The organism is Millisia brevis NBRC 105863, assembly GCF_001552615.1.
Lineage (GTDB): Bacteria > Actinomycetota > Actinomycetes > Mycobacteriales > Mycobacteriaceae > Millisia > Millisia brevis.
Genome location: NZ_BCRN01000002.1, coordinates 143,859 through 160,384, shown reverse-complemented (window position 1 = coordinate 160,384; position 16,526 = coordinate 143,859). Strand labels below are relative to the sequence as shown.

Sequence of the window (16,526 nt, the reverse complement as noted above, 5' to 3'; positions counted from 1 at the left end):
ACCGGGCATGCTGCTCGACGCGGCAGACACCCTCGCCGACCTCGGCGCCGCGGGACTCGCCAGGGAGACCTATCTGCACGCCCTCGATGCCGCCACCATCCTGGGCGACTCCGGCGACGGGCTCGGCGTTCCGGAGGTGGCACGGGCGGCGCTGGCCGCGCCCGCACCACCCGGGGCGCCGGGACCGGCGGACCTGCTGCTCGACGGGTTGGTCGCGACGGTGACCCGCGGGTACGCGGCCGGGGTGCCCGACCTGCGACGCGCCCTGACCGCGTTCGACTCCGATCGGGCCGCCGCGGATATCCGCAGTGCCTCGGCCGGTGACAGTCAGTGGCTCTGGCTGGCCAGCCGGACCGCCGCGGGGCTCTACGAGGACGAGGAGGTCTACCGCCTGGCGTGCTGTGCGGTCGACCTCGCCCGCGATTCGGGTGCCCTGGCGTCGCTGCCCGCCGCTCTGCTGATGTTGTCGATCACCCTGCTGCACTGGGGCGAACTTGCACACGCCGGCGAGGCGGCCGCGGAAGGCACGGCCATCGCGGAAGCGATCGGCGCGTTGCCGTTACCGCATGCCCAGCTGGTGCTGGCGGCCTGGTACGGACGCGAGGTCGAGACCGACCGGATGTACGAAGCGGCGGTCGAGCAGGCGACCGCGCGCTGCGAGGGCACGGCGGTCACCCTGGCCGAGTACGCCCGCGCGGTCCTGCACAACGGTCTCGGCAACTACCCGATCGCGCGTGACGCGGCCGACCGTGCCAGTCGGTCGCACGAATTGGTGCACAGCAACCTGGCTCTTCCGGAACTGGTGGAGGCCGCGTCACGGGCCGGGGCGCACGACCGCGCCGCCGCAGCGACCGAGGAACTCGATGCCCGCGCCTCCGCCAGCGACACCCGGTGGGGGCTCGGGCTGGCGGCGCGCTCGCGTGCGCTGATCAGCAGCGGGACCGCCGCCGAGAATGGCTATCGGGAGGCGATCGAACTGTTGGCGGGCAGTCGCGCTGTCACCCACCTGGCCCGCACCCATCTCGTCTACGGGGAGTGGCTGCGCCGGGAGGGCCGCCGTCAGGATGCGCGCGACAGCCTGCGCACCGCCTACGACCTGCTGTCGTCCATGGGCGCCGAGGCGTTTGCCGCCCGCGCCGCCCGTGAGCTGCGCGCCACCGGCGAACGCCTCGCGGGAGGTCGGCGCACAGCTGTTCCTGAGTCCTCGCACGATCGACGCGCACCTGCGCAACATCTTTCGCAAGCTCGGTATCTCGTCGCGTCGGCAACTCCGGAAACTTCACCTGCCCTGAGCCGATTCGGCCGCCCGGTCGAGCCGAGATCCCGCCGTCGCCACCGGGTCACGATCCGGCTCGGCAGGCGGCGCATCCGTCACCGCCCTGTCCGCGGCCGACGGCCGCCATCCCGGCGGTCCGAAGAGGTAGCCGAGCCGTTCGCGCAGGCCCGGCGCGGCGCGCACATCCCGGGCGATCGCCATGTACTCGTGGGTTTGCAGGCGCACGATGTTGTACGTGTCGACCGGGGTGGTCAGCCCGTAGTGCGGGCGGTGGGTCTCCGGTTGGAAGCTGCCGAAGATGCGGTCCCAGACGATGAGGATGCCGCCGTAGTTGCGGTCGAGGTACTCGCGGTCGCGGCCGTGGTGGACCCGGTGATGTGACGGGGTGTTGAGGATCAACTCGACCGGCCGCCAGAGGGTGTCGACCCGCTCGGTGTGCAGCAGAAATTGGTAGATCAGGTTCAGCGAGAAGGCGAAGAAGATCATCGCCGGCGGCACGCCGAGCGCGGGCAGCGGCAACCACATGATCACCTCGGCGGAGTTGTTCCACTTCTGCCGCAAAGCGGTCGAGAAGTTGAAGTACTCGCTCGAATGGTGTGCCTGGTGGGTCGCCCACAGGATGCGCACCCGGTGCGAGACGCGGTGGGTCCAGTAGAAGAGGAAGTCGACCGCGATCATCACCAGCACCCACGCCCACCAGGTGTTGGTGGGTAGGTGCCAGGGCGCGACGTAGACGTAGAGCGCCGCATAGGCGATCAGTCCGAGCGAATGCCACGCGGTCGATGTCGCCATCGACACCGCGCCCATCGAGATGCTCGAGAGCGCGTCGCGCGCCGAGTACGCGCCCCGACGCGGGCGGGACGGCTCGGCCGCACCGTGCTCGCGGTGTTCGAGCAGGGCGGCCGCGGCGATCTCCAGGACCAGGAAGAGCGCGAAGAACGGCGTCGCGAGGACGAGCGGATCCCGGAAGTCCTCCGGAATCGATTCCCACAGGTCGATCATGCGATCAGATTAGCCAGGCCCGAGCAGGCCGCCCCGCCCGGCCAACCCGGAGTCGGATCTTCCCGATGTTCCGTCCGAATACCCCGTTCGCCGTGGCCATTCGGGTACTCGGATCGGAACCGGCGGTGCGGGTGCGACGGTCAGACCGGCTGCAGCATGCCGTCGAGGGCCCGGTCGACGACCTCGCGCGCGGTGTCGAGGTCGATGATGCTCGCGGTGAGATCGGCGGCGAGGCCGATCGCCAGGGTGGCGAGGACCTCCGCGTCGAGGGCCGCGCGCGGGTGCCCCGCGAACTGGAGCTCCTCGGTCAGCAGGGTGACCAGGGTATGGCGACCGTCGCCGACGTCCTCGGCGCCGATGTCCGAACCGGTCAAGGCGGCGCAGCGAAACGCCTCGAGCACGATCGCGTCCGCCTGCCGTTGCGGCTCGTCGGGCAGCGCCGCGAGGAGCAGTGCGCGCACCGAGGAGCGTTGATCGGCGGTGGCGACGTGTCGGGCCAGGGCGTCGGAGAAGGCTGCCGCCCCGTCGTCGCGGGCGGCGCGGTGGATCGCCCGCAGCAGGACGTCCTTCGCGCCGAAGTAGTACTGGATCAGCCGCACCGAGATATCGGCTTCCGCGGCCACCGACTGAAAGGTGACCGCGGACATGCCGTCCCGGATGAGCACGCGGCGTGCGGCATCGGTGATGTGTTGGCGACGCAGACCATGGTCCGCTCGTCGAGGCATATCGACCCCCCGTCTTCATGCCCCGAAAATGGTGGTACACGCATACCAACACAACACGCCCCGGGGGTGCGGAACCCCGGGGCGTGTCGGTCTGTGATGTCGGTCCGGGTTCAGAAGTCGTAAGCGGCGTCGTCGTCGAGGATTGTCGAGAACATCGCTGTCAATCCGGAGATATCGCTGTCGGCGCGGGCGGCGTGGCATGCCCTGTACAGCTCGTCCCGATCGGTCCTTTCCCAGTCGAGCCCGCTACCTCGTTCCGCGAGGAGCAGGTCGAAGAACTCTCGGGTCGACCGACCGTTGCCTTCACGAAACGGGTGAGCGAAGTTCACGTAGTCGTACAGATAGGCGACCGTCTTGGGGAGATCGGCCGACGCGACCGACCGGAGTCGGCCGAGCCGATGGACCTCGGCCGCCACGTGGTGCATCGGCTGCGCGATGCTACCGGGCGGACAGAAGGACTCGTCGCCCTTGGAGATGCCGACGGTGCGGATCTGGCCCGCCCAGTCGTATACATCCCGAAAGAGGTGCCGATGAATGGCGAGCAGAAAGATGAGATCGTACGAGCGATCGCCCAGGACCGAGGGATCGTCGCGCAGTTCGATGATTCTGGCCTCGACCAGGTCGTTCTCGGCGTTCTCCAACGCCCGGGCGGTGGTTGCCCCTATCCGGTTCCGCAGGACGGTGGTACCCGGTAGGAAGTATCCCAACCAATTGGCTTCCGCGTCACCGGTGTCCCACGGATGCACGGCGAACCAGCCGACTACTGAACGTTGTAGCGTCGGCGGACGCGTTCTCCGAGTTCGGCGGCCGTTATCGCGCCGCGTGCGTAGTCGTCCTGGTCGGCGCGGGTCTCCGGAGTGCTCCGGCTGCCCTCGAGTTCGGTGTTGCGACGAGTGGCACGCACGGCTCGTACGCGGCGTTTGGCGATACCCGGTGTGATCACCTGCGTTCCCTCCTCGTGGACCGACTCGTTCCAGAATACGCGGTTGCCCGGGACAACGGCGGGATGCCGAGCGGTGCCTGTCTGCTCCACGGCACCGCTCGGCCCCCGGTCAGTCCAGGTTGGCGGCGGCCTTCTCGTCGACGAACCAGACCGTCGCCTCCGTGCCGTGTGCACCGGCGGACGGCCAGTCGTCCGGGTCGGCGCCACCGATCGCCTCGGCGACCGCCTCGGCCTTCTCGGAACCCGCGACCAGCAACCACACCTGCCGCGCCCGATGCACTGCGGGCAGGGTGAGCGTCACCCGCACCGGCGGCGGCTTCGGCGAATCGGTCACCGCGACCACCAACTGTTCGGTCTCCCTAACGGCGGGGGTATGCGGGAACAGCGAGTTGATGTGCCCCTCGCCGCCCATGCCGAGCAGGTGCACGTCGAAGGTCGGGTTGTCACCCAACTCCGCGGCGTAGGCGGCCGCCGCCACCGCGGGGTCGCCGTCGACGGCCGGATCGTCCGAGGCCGCGATCGCGTGGATCGACTCCTCGGAGATCTCCACATGGTCGAGCAGCGCCTCGCGGGCCTGGTCGACGTTGCGTTCCGGGTCGCCGTCGGGCACGAACCGTTCGTCGCCGAACCAGATGTCGACGTTCGACCAGTCGATACCCGGATCGGTGCCCGCGTCGATATGCCGCACGGCGGCGAGGGTGGCGATGCCGGTGCCGCCACCGGTCAACACCACCGATGCGGTACCGCGGGCTCCCTGAGCGGCGATGATCGCCTCGACCAGCCGGGCGCCGGCGGCCTCGGCCACCCCTGCCGCGTCCGGGAGGACGACGACCTCGGTGCGAGCGTCGGTCATGGGTAGCTCACCCTTTCGATACCGTCGAGCGATTCGTGGTAGACCTCGTCGGCGTCCAGCCGGCGCAACTCCTCCGCCAGGCAGACGTCGGTATCGCGGCGCGCCAGCGGCACCAGCGCATCCGGCAGTCCGGACCGGCTGAGCAGCCCGGTCAGCTCGGTCTGCGGCCGGCTCAGCCGCAGATACTCCTCGTCGCTGGTGATCTCGACGAGCGGCTCACCGACCGTGCGGGTGACCGGGATGTTCAGTCGGGTCGCGAGCCAGCCGGCGATCAGATCGAAGGCCGGCTCGTTGTGTCGGCCGGTGACGACGGCGCTCGCCCCCGGGCCGGTCAGGGTGGTCGCGGTTTCCGCCTCGTCGAAGCAGGACGCCAGCAGCGCCCGCCACGGCGTGGTACGACTCCACGCCAGGTCGGTATCGCCGGCGACGTAGCTGCCGATCCGGGCGCGGATCGCCGCGGGCGGGTCGACGCCGAGGGTGGCGTCGGTGATCCGCCGCTTCGCCAACGCGCCGAGCGGGTCCTCGGCGGGGACGTCGGGAGCCGCCTCCGGCCACCAGACGACCACCGGGGTATCCGGCAGCAGGAACGGGATGACCACCGCGGCCTCGTGGGAGGCCAGGTCGCCGCGCAACCGCAGCACCAGCACCTCGGACGCCCCGGCGTCGCCGCCGACCCGGATCTGCGCGTCCAGGCCGGGGCCCGGCTCGTCGGGCAGCGGCTGCAGCACGATGACACGGCAGGGGTGCTCGTTGCCGGCGTGCTTGGCGGCGGTGATCGCCTCCTCGACGCGGGCCGATCCGGCCGGCAACGACACCAGCAGGGTCAGCACCCGACCGAGGGTGATCGCGCCACCCTCCTTGCGCAGATCCACCAGCCGGCGGGAAACCTCGCCGGTCGAGGTCTCCGGAATATCGACGATCACGGTCGCCTCCATTCGCGCCCGGTCCGGCCGAGCATCTCGTCGGCCGAGGTCGGACCCCAACTGCCGGCCGGGTAGGTGTCCGGCTTGCCCTCGGCGGCCCAGTACTCGAGGATCGGGTCGAGGATGCGCCACGACGCCTCGACCTCCTCGCGATCGGGGAAGAGCGAGGGCTCGCCGAGCAGGACGTCGAGGATCAGTCGTTCGTAGGCTTCCGGGGAGGCCTCGGTGAATGCGGAGCCGTAGTCGAAGTCCATGTTGACGTCGCGGACCTCCATGCCGGAGCCCGGCACCTTCGAGCCGAACCGCAGGGTGACGCCCTCGTCCGGCTGCACCCGGATCACCAGCGCGTTCTGGCCGAGTTCCTCGGTCATCGTCTGGTCGAACGGCAGGTGCGGTGCCCGTTTGAAGACCAACGCGATCTCGGTGACCCGGCGGCCGAGCCGCTTGCCGGTCCGCAGGTAGAACGGCACGCCGCCCCAGCGGCGGGTACCGACGTCGACGGTGATCGCCGCATAGGTCTCGGTGGTCGAGCCGGGGGAGAAGCCCGGCTCGTCGGCAAAGCCGACCACCGGTTCGCTGCCCTGCCAGCCGCCGCCGTACTGACCGCGGGCGGTCGTCTCGTCCAACGGCTGGGCCGGCCGGGTCGCCGAGAGCACCTTGATGCGTTCGGCGCGCAGTTGCTCCGGCTCGAAGCTGATCGGCTCCTCCATCGCGACGAACGCCAACAGCTGCAGCAGGTGGTTCTGGATGACGTCGCGGGCGGCGCCGATCCCGTCGTAGTACCCGGCGCGGCCACCGATGCCGATGTCCTCGGCCATCGTGATCTGCACGTGGTCGACGTAGTTGGAGTTCCAGATCGGCTCGAACAGCTGGTTCGCGAAGCGCAACGCCAGGATGTTCTGAACGGTTTCCTTGCCGAGGTAGTGGTCGATGCGGAAGACCTCGTCCTCCGAGAACACCGCCCCGACAATGTCGTTGAGCTCCTTGGCACTGTCGAGATCGTGCCCGAAGGGCTTCTCGATCACGACCCGTCGCCAATGCCCGTTGGTGTCCTGGGCCAACCCGGACGCCGACAGATGCTCGCAGACCACCGGGAACGCGTTCGGCGGGATCGCCAGGTAGAAGGCGTGATTACCCGCCGTCGCCCGGTCGGTGTCCAGCCCGGAGAGGGTTTCGGCGAGCCGGGTATAGCCCTCCGGATCGTCGAAGGTGCCCGTGACGAAGCGGATGCCCTCCGCCAACCGATCCCAGACCTCCGGCCGGAAGCCGGTGCGGTTGTGCTTCTCGACGACCGACCGGACCTCCGCGGCGAAGTCCTCGTCCGACCAGTCACGGCGCGCGAACCCGACCAGGCCGAAACCCGGCGGGAGCAGGCCGCGATTGGCCAGGTCGTAGACCGCCGGCAGCAGTTTGCGCCGGGCCAGGTCGCCGGTGACACCGAAGATCACCAGCGAACAGGGCCCGGCGATTCTCGGGAGGCGCCGATCCCGTTCGGAACGTAGGGGATTGGCCGGTCCTCCCGAGTCGGAACCCGCCATCTCAGCTTTCCCCGGCGGACTGCAGCGTCTCGGACGTGGCGTCGAGCAGCTCGTTCCAGGCCTTCTCGAACTTGTCGACACCCTCGGTCTCGAGCACGGCGAAGACGTCCTCGAGGTCGATGCCGATATCGGTCAGCTTGGTGAACACGTCGGCGGCCAGCGCGGCCTCGTCGATCGTCTCGCCGGTCACCACACCGTGATCGGCGAACGCCCGCAGCGTCGCCTCCGGCATCGTGTTGACCGTATTCGGTCCGACGAGATCGGCGACGTACATCGTGTCCGAGTAGGCCGGGTTCTTCACGCCGGTCGACGCCCACAGCGGACGCTGCGCGTTGGCACCGGCCGCAGCGAGCGGGGCGAACCGCTCGCCGGCTTCGAGACGCTCGCGGTAGAGCTTGTACGCCAGGCGGGCATTGGCGACGCCGGCCTTGCCGCGCAGGTCGAGCGCCTCCGGGGTACCGATCGCCTCGAGGCGCTTGTCGATCTCGGTGTCGACGCGCGAGACGAAGAACGATGCGACCGAGTGGATATTCGAGACGTCGTGGCCGGCGGTCTTGGCGGCCTCGATGCCCTCGAGGAAGGCCTCGATGACCGCGCCGTAGCGCTCGACCGAGAAGATCAGCGTCACGTTGACCGAGATGCCCTCGCCGATCACCTTCGCGATCGCCGGCAGGCCCGCGAGGGTGGCCGGGATCTTGATCAGCAGGTTGGGCCGGTCGACGATCTTCCACAGCTCGACCGCCTGGGCGACCGTGCCGTCGGTGTCGTGCGCCAGCCGCGGATCGACCTCGATCGAGACACGACCGTCGACGCCGCCGGTCGACTGGTAGATCGGGGCGAAGATGTCGCAGGCCTCGCGCACATCGTCGGTGGTCAGCGTGCGGATCGTCGCGTCGACGTCCGCGCCGCGGGCCGCCAACTCCTTGATCTGATCGGCGTAGTCGGTACCGGAACCGATCGCCGCCTGGAAGATCGACGGGTTGGTGGTCACGCCGACCACCGAGTCGCCCTCGATCAGCTCGGTGAGATTGCCACTGCGAATGCGGCCGCGCGAGAGATCGTCGAGCCACACCGAGACGCCCGCGTTCGAGAGCGCCTCGAGATTCGGATTCTGAGCCATGGGAGCAGTCCCTTTCGGTGCAGGTACACCGCGTCCACCGCGGTGGGGTGCGGTCAGTTCGCTGTGCGGCCGGTCACGCGCTTCGCCGCGGCGACCACCGCCTCCGGGGTAAACCCGAATTTCTTGAAAAGAACCTTGTCGCTTGCGGACTCTCCGTAGTGCTCCAGCGAGATGATCTCGCCGGCATCCCCGACGAGGCGGTACCACGGCATGCCGATCGCCGCCTCGACCGAGACCCGCGCCTTCACCGACGGCGGCAGCACGGAATCCCGGTAGTCCTGGTCCTGGGCGAGGAACCACTCGAAACACGGCAGCGATACCACCCGGGTACCGACGCCCTCGGCCTCGAGGGTCTCGCGGGCCGCGACCGCCAGCTGGAGCTCGGACCCGGTGGCCAGCAGGATGACCTCCGGAACCTCGGTCGACGACTCGGCGAGGATGTAGCCGCCCTTGGCGACGCCGTCGGCGTCGGTGCCCTCGAGGATCGGCAGACCCTGACGGGTCAGGATCAGGCCGACCGGCCCGGTGCCGGTGATCTTCGACAGGATCGCCTTCCAGGCGTGCGCGGTCTCGTTCGCATCACCCGGGCGCACCACGGCGAGGTTCGGGATCGCCCGCAGCGCGGCGAGATGCTCGACCGGCTGGTGGGTCGGGCCGTCCTCGCCGAGGCCGATCGAGTCGTGCGTCCACACGTAGATCGGGTCGATGTCCATCAGCGCGGCCAGGCGCACCGAGGGCCGCATGTAGTCGGCGAACTGCAGGAACGTGCCACCGTAGGGGCGGGTCGGCCCGTGCAGGACGATGCCGGACAGGATCGCGCCCATCGCGTGCTCGCGGACGCCGAAGTGCAGGGTGCGTCCGTACGGCTGGGCGTTCCACGTCGAGGTGGAGATCGAGGTCGGTCCGAAGGAGTCGGCGCCCTTGATCGTGGTGTTGTTCGAGCCGGCGAGGTCGGCCGAACCGCCCCACAGTTCCGGCATGACCGGGCCGACCGCGGAGAGCGTATTTCCGGACGCGGCCCGGGTGGCGATCGCCTTGTCGCCGACCGCCCAGGTCGGGAAGGCCTCGTCGAAGCCCTCGGGCAGCTTGCCGGCGGCAAGCCGATCGAACAGGGCGCGGCCCTCGGGCTCGCGCTGCTTCCACTCCTCGAAGCCGACCTCCCACTGCTCGTGGGCGGTCTTGCCGCTGTCGAGCAGCAGCCGGGTGTGGGCGATGACCTCGTCGGAGACCTCGAAGGACTTCTCCGGGTCGAACCCGAGGATCTCCTTGGTCTTGGCGACCTCCTCCGCGCCGAGCGCCGAGCCGTGCACCGCGCCGGTGTTCATCTTGTCGGGGGCGGGGTAGCCGATGATCGTGCGCACCAGGATGAACGACGGCTTGTCGTGCACCTCCTTGGCGGCGGCGATCGCCTTCTCCAGGCCGGCGACGTTCTCGCCGCCGTCGACCTCCTGGACATGCCAGCCGTAGGCGCGGTACCGCTCGGCGGTGTCCTCGGTCAGCGCGATCCGGGTGTCGTCCTCGATCGAGATGCGGTTGTCGTCGTAGAAGACGATCAGGTTGCCCAGCTGCTGGGTGCCGGCGAGAGAGGAGGCCTCGGCGGTGACGCCCTCCTCGATGTCACCGTCGGAGGCGATCACGTAGATGTAGTGATCGAAGGGGCTCTCGCCGAAGGCGGGCTTCGGATCGAATAGGCCCCGCTCGCGGCGGGACGCCATCGCCATGCCGACGGCCGAGGCCAAACCCTGGCCGAGCGGCCCGGTGGTGATCTCGACGCCGCGGGTATGCCGGTACTCCGGGTGGCCCGGGGTCAGCGAGCCCTCGGTGCGCAGCGCCTCGAGGTCCGCGAGCTCGAGGCCGAAGCCCCCGAGGTAGAGCTGGATGTACAGCGTCAGGCTCGAGTGCCCGGCGGACAGGACGAAGCGGTCGCGACCGACCCATTCGGTGTCGTTCGGATCGTGCCGCATCACCCGCTGGAACAGCGTGTAGGCCAGCGGCGCGAGGCTCATCGCGGTGCCGGGGTGCCCATTGCCGACCTTCTGCACGGCGTCGGCCGCCAGGATCCGGGCGGTGTCGACGGCTCGGGTGTCGAGGTCGGTCCATCCCTCCGGGTGGCTGGGCTGGGTGAGAGCGGCGATCTCGTCTGTGGTGGTCGACACGAGACTGATTCTCCTGACGTTGTGTGCCGTCGATACGGTCCGGGAGGACTTGCCGACCACGCCCGTCACCGCGGCGTATCGCGTTCCGGCGTTCGGCCGGTGTCCGACGTGTGGAAGGTCCCCGTTCCAGCGTAGTGCTGACGGTAACGATTCGGTTCGTCGGCAAGATTCCGGATACCTGATGTTGACCTGCTGTACGCGGCGCCCGCCCCGGAGCCCCGCGACCCGGCGCCGGCGACACGCGTGGCCGGGCGATGTCGGCCCGCGAAAGGACGCGGTCTACCATCGCCTGTAGTAGCGGGCCGTTGTCGGGGCCGGCTGGGGAAGACAGGCGAGGGAGACGGTTGGTGCAGCTCGGGCGATCGACCTCCGGACACGGTCTCGCCGCCCCCTCGCCCAGCGCTGTTGCCGCGGATGAACCGGCGGCCTCCGTGGCGGGACGGGTGAAGGCCCGCATCGGGGCGTACGTGGCGTTGACCAAGCCGCGGGTGATCGAACTTCTGCTGGTCGCGACGATTCCGACGATGTTGCTCGCGGATCGCGGCTCGGCGAACCTGCCGTTGATCCTCGCGACGCTCTTCGGCGGCTGCCTCGGCGCCGCGGGAGCCAACACGCTCAACTGTGTGGTCGACGCGGACATCGACAAGCGCATGAAGCGCACCGAGCGCCGGCCGCTCGCCCGCGAGGCGGTGTCGACGCGCAATGCGCTGATCTTCGGCGTGGCGTTGACCGTGGTGTCGTTCCTCTGGCTGTGGTGGGTGGCAAACCTGCTCTCCGGCCTGCTCGTGGTCGCGACCGTGCTGTTCTACGTGCTGGTCTACACGATGATCCTCAAGCGCCGGACCTCGCAGAATGTCGTCTGGGGCGGCGCCGCCGGCTGTATGCCGACGCTGGTCGGCTGGAGCGCGGTCACCGGGACGATCCAGTGGCCCGCGATCGCGCTGTTCCTGGTGATCTTCTTCTGGACGCCGCCGCATACCTGGGCCCTCGCGATGCGCTACAAGCAGGACTACGCTGCCGCCGGTGTGCCGATGCTGCCGGTGGTCGCCACCGAGGAGCAGGTCACCCGCCGCATCGTCGTCTACGTGTGGGCGACCGTCGCGGCCTCGCTGGCCCTGATTCCCGTCGCCGGGCTGATCTACGCCATCACCGCCGTGGCCCTCGGCGTCTGGTTCATCGTGCTGTCGCATCGCCTCGCCGCCGGGGTGCGCCGCGGCGATCCGATCAAGCCGCTGCGCCTGTTCCTGCAGTCGAACAACTACCTGGCGATCCTCTGCTGCGGCCTCGCCGTCGACTCGATCCTCGCCATGCCGACCGTCCTGGACCTGCTCGGTCGCTGACCTCTTCTTCACACGATTCGGGAGGCTCACCCGCGCGCGGCGCGGGTAGGCCTCCCGAAACGTATGGGTCAGGGGACGAGGACCACCGAGCCGGTGGTGCGGCGCGCCTGCAGATCGGTGTGGGCGCGGGCGGCGTCGGCCAGCGGATAGGTCTCGCCGACACGCAGCTGCAGGCGGCCCTCGACGATCGCGGTGAGTACGTCGTTGGCCCGCTCCTCGAGTTCGGCGCGGTCGGCGGTGTAGTTGGCCAGCGTCGGACGGGTCAGATAGACCGAACCGGCGGCGTTGAGGCGCTGCGGGTCGACCGGGGGCACCGGGCCGCCGGCGGCGCCGTAGAGGGCCAGGGTGCCGCGCACCTTCAGCGAGGCGAGCGAGGCGTCGAAGGTCGGCGCGCCGACCCCGTCGTAGACCGCGTTGACGCCGATGCCGTCGGTCAGCTCGCGCACCCGATCCGCCAGGTCCGGGCCGTAGCGCAGCACATCGGACGCCCCCGCCTCCCGGGAGAGCTTCTCCTTGTCGTCGGTCGACACCGTGGTGATCACCCGGCCGCCGGCCGCGACCGCCATCTGCGTGAGCAGCAGCCCGACCCCGCCCGCCCCGGCGTGCACCAGCACGGTGTCGCCGGACCGGATCGGATACGTCGAGTGCGCCAGATAGTGCGCCGTCATGCCCTGCAGCAGCGCCGACGCGGCGACCTCGGGGGACAACCCATCCGGCACCGCGACCGCGCGCGCCGTCTTGACGATCGCCTCGGTCGCGTAGCCGCCCGACCCGCCGTCGCTCCACGCCACCCGATCGCCGGGGGAGAAGACGATGCCCTCGGGCTGGTCGGGGCCGACCGCGACCACGACGCCGGCCGCCTCCTGGCCGAGCGTGAACGGCAACTCGCGCGGATAGAGGCCGCTGCGGAAGTAGGTGTCGATGAAGTTGACGCCGACCGCTTCGATGCGAACCAGCAGCTCACCGGCTCCCGGCTGCGGGTCGGGCAGCTCCCGCTCGACCAGGACTTCCGGACCACCGAACTGTTCCACCCGAATAGCGCGCATACCGCCGTTCTACACGCCCACCGCGGACCCCGGAAGCCTTGGCCGCAACGACCGTCGGTGTGTCGATATCTGCGGTTCGACGGCAGAAATCGTCACTCTCGCGGGGGAGCGGCGGGCGGGGATCGCTATTGTCGTGGGCATGAGCGACTCGTCCGATTCCGCAGCCAGCACCGTCACCGCGCACGACGAGCGCGTCGTCAAGAAGACCGTTGCCGAACTGCGCCGCTTCGTGGCCACCCACGGCAATGCGCAGGCGGTGGTCGCGCCGATCGGTCGCGCCGGGGTGCGCATCATGCTGGTCGGCGATGACGGCGTCCTCGGTGACGAGGTCGTCCGCGATCGGGGTACGGCGGTCGCGGTGCTCGAGCAGATCGAAGAGATCAGCGTCGTCGACGAGTGGGAGCGCGAGATGGTCGCGAAGGCCGATCCGGCTCCCGGCCACTACGCCAAGATGGCCGGCTGGGTGGCCCGCTCCTCGAAGTTCCCCTCCGCCGGCGACGAGTAGTCCCCACCTGCGGTTTCGCCGTCGTGGCAGGTCGGGACTGCGAGCGCGGACGGCTTCGGTCGCGGCCCGGCTCCTACCATTCAAGGCATGCGAATGCTCCGGTTCGTCCGTGACGTGGTGCGCGACCACACCACCACGGTCGACATCGCGTTCGGTGTCCTCGTCGGTCTCGTCTTTCTGATCGGACCGATCCTGCTGCCGGCCGAGGCGTGGGAGGACGCGCCGTTCGACCTGCGACTCGACCCGACCGGCGTCGTGTTCACCGTGGTGCTCGCTTTCGCGCTGATCCGGGTGCGCCGCCGCCCGGCCGCGGTCCTCGCCGCCGCGACGGCGATCGGTGCGGCGTCGCTCGGTGGCGGCCACATCCTGCCGATCGCAGCCGTTGCCCTGTCGGTGGCGATGTACACCTACACCTTCCGGGCGCCGTTCCTGCGGGCGCTGGCCGTCGCCGGTCTCGTGTCGGTGGTGCTCGCCGGCGCGAGCCTGATCGCGCGGCCCTGGGATCTGCCGGAGAACGTTCTGCTGTGGCTGTGGACGGTCACCGCCGTCGGTGTCGCGATCGCGGCGCACCGCTCGACGGTTGTCGCCCTCGAGGATCGAGCCCGCCGGGCGGAGGTCTCGCGCGAGGACATCGCCCGGCGGCGGGTCGCGGAGGAGCGCCTGCGGATCGCCCGCGACCTGCACGACGTCATCGCTCATCAGGTGGCGGTCATGAGCGTCCAAGCCGCCGCGGCGTCGCATCTGATGGAGCGCGATCCGGCGGCGGCCACCGACGCGCTCGGACATGTCCGCGAAGCCGGGCGCACGGTCCTGGTGGAATTGCAGTCGGTCCTCGGAGTGCTGCGTCAGGACGGCGCCGTGCTGCCCACCTCGCCGTCGCCCGGTCTGGCGGGGCTCGACCAACTCGTCGAGTCGTTCCGCCGGTTCGGGGCGCTGATCGAGGTCGACGTACCCGAGCGGCTGCCGCTGTTGCCCGAGTCGGTCGATCTGACCGCGTTCCGCCTGGTCCAGGAGGCATTGACCAATGTCCACAAGCACGCGTTCGGCGCACCGACCGTGGTGACGCTGACCGCCCTGCCCACCGGCATCGTCGTCGACATCACCAATACCGCCGGTGGTGCGGATGTCGATCCCGATCCCGTCATCGACGGGGCGCCGGCCGAGGCGGTCCCCGTGGGTTCGGGCCTGGGCCTGGTGGGGATGCGCGAACGGGTCGGCGCGGTCGGCGGCGCCCTGGAGGTCGGCCCCACGCCCGAGGGCGGCTACCGGGTACTGGCTCAACTGCCGGTGGCGCAGCAGGCGGTGCGCGCGTGATCCGGGTCCTGATCGCCGACGATCAGTCGCTGATCCGCGCCGGGTTCCGGGTGCTGATCGAGGGCGCCGACGACCTCGAGGTGGTGGGGGAGGCCGACGACGGTGCCCGGGCCGTCGAGATGGCCCGCAGCCAACGCGCCGACGTGGTGTTGATGGACATTCGGATGCCCGGCCTCGACGGTTTGGAGGCGACCCGACGGATCAGCGCCGACGAGGACCTCGCCGGGGTGAAAGTGCTGGTCCTGACGACTTTCGAGCTCGACGAGTACGTTTATCTGGCCCTGCACGCCGGCGCGAGCGGCTTCCTGGGCAAGAGTGTGGAGCCCGACGACCTGCTCGAGGCGATTCGCCTGGTCGCCGCGGGTGAGGCGTTGCTCTCACCCGCCGCCACCCGGTCGCTGATCGCGACCTTCCTGGCCCAGCCGAGCCGTGTCGCGGCCGCCGGGGTCCCCGAGCGGCTCACGCAGCTGACCGCCCGGGAGCGGGAGATCGTCGCGTTGGTCGCCGAGGGGTTGACCAACGCGGATATCGCCGAGCGCCTGCATATCTCGCCGACGACGGTCAAGACTCACGTCAATCGGTCGATGACGAAGCTCGATCTGCGCGACCGTGCCCAACTGGTGGTGGTCGCCTATCAATCAGGGTTGGTCCGGATAGGTCCGGCCGACGTACCGCGCTCGTAGTACCGGACGGACACCCCCGCGGGCCGATGCGCGCGACACCCTCCGGCGGCGACGCTTGAGGGGTGGAATTCCTCTACGGATCGACCTGCACCGGGCGCCTCGGCGACCCTCGTGACCGCGGCCCGGGCCGACGGTGAGTACCGCTGCGTCCGCTGTGGTTCCGGCGATCGTGCTAGCTGTCATCGGCGCGATCTGCTTCGCCGTGTCGTCCACCCTCCAGCACTATGCGGTCCACGTCGGTCGCGGTGCGACGCGGCGGCCGGGCTCGACGGCGCCGTCCGGGTCGGGTTGCGCGGACGTCCTCGGCGCGCGGCAGCTGGGGACGGTCGTACGCCGGCCGCCCTGGTTGATCGGTCTGGGCCTCGCCGGCGCCGGGACCGCGGTCCACGCCGTCGCCCTGTTGCTGGCCCCGCTGCGGGTGGTGCAGCCGATCGGCGCACTCGCCCTGCCGTTGACCGTCCTGATCACCGCCGCACGGTCCGGGCGTCGCCCGACCGCCGGTGTGGTGGCGGGGACGGCGATCAGCATCATCGGGGTGCTGATCTTCGTGCTGGTATCCGCCGGTTCGGTGGTCAGCTACGCGCCCTCCTGGTCGGGGATCCTGCTGGCCACGATCGCGGTGGCGGCCGTCGTCGCGGCGCTGTCCCACATCGGGCTGCGCACCGCCGGGCGGTGGCGCGCGGTCCTGTTGGCCGCGGCGGGCGCCGCCGCCTTCGGTCTGGTCTCCTCCCTGGTGCGGGCGGTGTCCTATCCGGTACTCGCCGGTGAGATCGGCTTGCTCGACATCCGGCTGCTGGCAGCGGTCGCGGCGATCGGAGCGGTGCTCGGCGCGGGCGTCTGGCTCATTCAGCAGGCCTACCTGGCCGGTGCCCCGGAGATCGTGATCGGCGCTCTTGCGGTGATCGACCCGATCGTGGCGATCATCCTCGGTGCCCTGCTGCTCGGCGAAGGAGCCGGCACGACGCCGAGCGCAACCGTGATCCTCTGCGGCGGAGCGATATTGGCCGTCGGGGGAGTCCTGCTGCTCGCGCGCCATCACCCGGACGCCGCGGTGGTCGACCGGCCCGAACTCGTCTCCCTGTCCGCTCGCTGATCGCTACCC

The 16,526-nt window shown here is 70.0% G+C and carries 16 protein-coding genes; 6 read left to right on the top strand and 10 right to left on the bottom strand.

From position 1 onward, the window contains the following. Positions 1–953 precede the first annotated feature (953 nt). A complete protein-coding gene (locus MB1_RS26890) occupies positions 954–1,292 on the top strand; it encodes a helix-turn-helix domain-containing protein (RefSeq protein WP_369406846.1) in 339 nt (112 codons plus the stop codon). Here MB1_RS26890 and MB1_RS03480 read toward each other — a convergent pair. From MB1_RS03480 to tkt, 9 genes are all read right to left on the bottom strand, one after another. Continuing rightward, positions 1,280–2,278, bottom strand: coding sequence for a sterol desaturase family protein (locus MB1_RS03480; protein ID WP_066903727.1), 999 nt, complete (start codon positions 2,276–2,278; stop codon positions 1,280–1,282). The genes MB1_RS26890 and MB1_RS03480 overlap by 13 nt on opposite strands. A 140-nt stretch (positions 2,279–2,418) precedes the next feature. Continuing rightward, positions 2,419–3,003 (bottom strand): TetR/AcrR family transcriptional regulator, encoded by a 585-nt coding sequence (locus tag MB1_RS26275; RefSeq protein WP_084350762.1) that lies wholly within the window; start codon positions 3,001–3,003, stop codon positions 2,419–2,421. 110 nt (positions 3,004–3,113) lie between these two features. Continuing rightward, the gene (locus MB1_RS03470) at positions 3,114–3,749 is read right to left on the bottom strand and encodes a Fic/DOC family protein (protein WP_066903723.1); all 636 of its coding nucleotides are present in this window, start codon (positions 3,747–3,749) and stop codon (positions 3,114–3,116) included. A 14-nt stretch (positions 3,750–3,763) separates the two neighbouring features. Continuing rightward, positions 3,764–3,946 carry an antitoxin VbhA family protein gene (locus tag MB1_RS03465; protein ID WP_066904167.1) on the bottom strand — a complete coding sequence of 61 codons (183 nt, stop codon included), beginning with the start codon at positions 3,944–3,946 and terminating at the stop codon, positions 3,764–3,766. Between the two features lie 109 nt (positions 3,947–4,055). Continuing rightward, positions 4,056–4,799 (bottom strand): 6-phosphogluconolactonase, encoded by a 744-nt coding sequence (gene pgl, locus MB1_RS03460; RefSeq protein ID WP_066903721.1) that lies wholly within the window; start codon positions 4,797–4,799, stop codon positions 4,056–4,058. Beyond that, entirely contained in the window at positions 4,796–5,722 is a 927-nt protein-coding gene (locus MB1_RS03455; protein ID WP_066904165.1) for a glucose-6-phosphate dehydrogenase assembly protein OpcA, read from the bottom strand. The genes pgl and MB1_RS03455 overlap by 4 nt, the downstream gene beginning before the upstream one ends. Further along, positions 5,719–7,260: a glucose-6-phosphate dehydrogenase gene (zwf, locus tag MB1_RS03450; protein ID WP_066903719.1), complete on the bottom strand. Its 1,542-nt coding sequence runs from the start codon at positions 7,258–7,260 to the stop codon at positions 5,719–5,721. Before zwf ends, MB1_RS03455 begins: the two co-directional genes overlap by 4 nt. 1 nt (position 7,261) lies before the next feature. Beyond that, on the bottom strand, positions 7,262–8,380 hold the full coding sequence (tal, locus tag MB1_RS03445; protein ID WP_066903717.1) for a transaldolase: 1,119 nt from the start codon (positions 8,378–8,380) through the stop codon (positions 7,262–7,264). Positions 8,381–8,433: 53 nt separating this feature from the next. Beyond that, positions 8,434–10,536, bottom strand: a complete 2,103-nt coding sequence (tkt, locus tag MB1_RS03440) for a transketolase (protein WP_066903715.1) — start codon at positions 10,534–10,536, stop codon at positions 8,434–8,436. Positions 10,537–10,883: 347 nt separating this feature from the next. On the opposite strand from tkt, the gene MB1_RS03435 reads away from it, so the two are divergent. After that, positions 10,884–11,876 carry a heme o synthase gene (locus MB1_RS03435; protein WP_066903713.1) on the top strand — a complete coding sequence of 331 codons (993 nt, stop codon included), beginning with the start codon at positions 10,884–10,886 and terminating at the stop codon, positions 11,874–11,876. Positions 11,877–11,944: 68 nt separating this feature from the next. Here MB1_RS03435 and MB1_RS03430 read toward each other — a convergent pair whose 3' ends face one another. Further along, complete coding sequence (locus MB1_RS03430; RefSeq protein ID WP_066903711.1) at positions 11,945–12,922, bottom strand: quinone oxidoreductase family protein; 978 nt, start codon at positions 12,920–12,922, stop codon at positions 11,945–11,947. A 139-nt stretch (positions 12,923–13,061) separates the two neighbouring features. Between MB1_RS03430 and MB1_RS03425 the strand changes: the two genes are divergently transcribed. The 4 genes from MB1_RS03425 to MB1_RS03410 all read left to right on the top strand — a co-directional run bounded on the left by MB1_RS03425 (position 13,062) and on the right by MB1_RS03410 (position 16,517). Then, a complete protein-coding gene (locus tag MB1_RS03425) occupies positions 13,062–13,427 on the top strand; it encodes a hypothetical protein (RefSeq protein ID WP_066903709.1) in 366 nt (121 codons plus the stop codon). 87 nt (positions 13,428–13,514) lie between these two features. Then, positions 13,515–14,741 carry a sensor histidine kinase gene (locus tag MB1_RS03420; RefSeq protein WP_084350760.1) on the top strand — a complete coding sequence of 409 codons (1,227 nt, stop codon included), beginning with the start codon at positions 13,515–13,517 and terminating at the stop codon, positions 14,739–14,741. Then, positions 14,738–15,424 (top strand): response regulator, encoded by a 687-nt coding sequence (locus MB1_RS03415; protein WP_066903705.1) that lies wholly within the window; start codon positions 14,738–14,740, stop codon positions 15,422–15,424. The genes MB1_RS03420 and MB1_RS03415 overlap by 4 nt, the downstream gene beginning before the upstream one ends. Before the next feature lie 169 nt (positions 15,425–15,593). Continuing rightward, positions 15,594–16,517 (top strand): DMT family transporter, encoded by a 924-nt coding sequence (locus MB1_RS03410; protein ID WP_157083884.1) that lies wholly within the window; start codon positions 15,594–15,596, stop codon positions 16,515–16,517. The last annotated feature ends 9 nt before the right edge of the window (positions 16,518–16,526 follow it).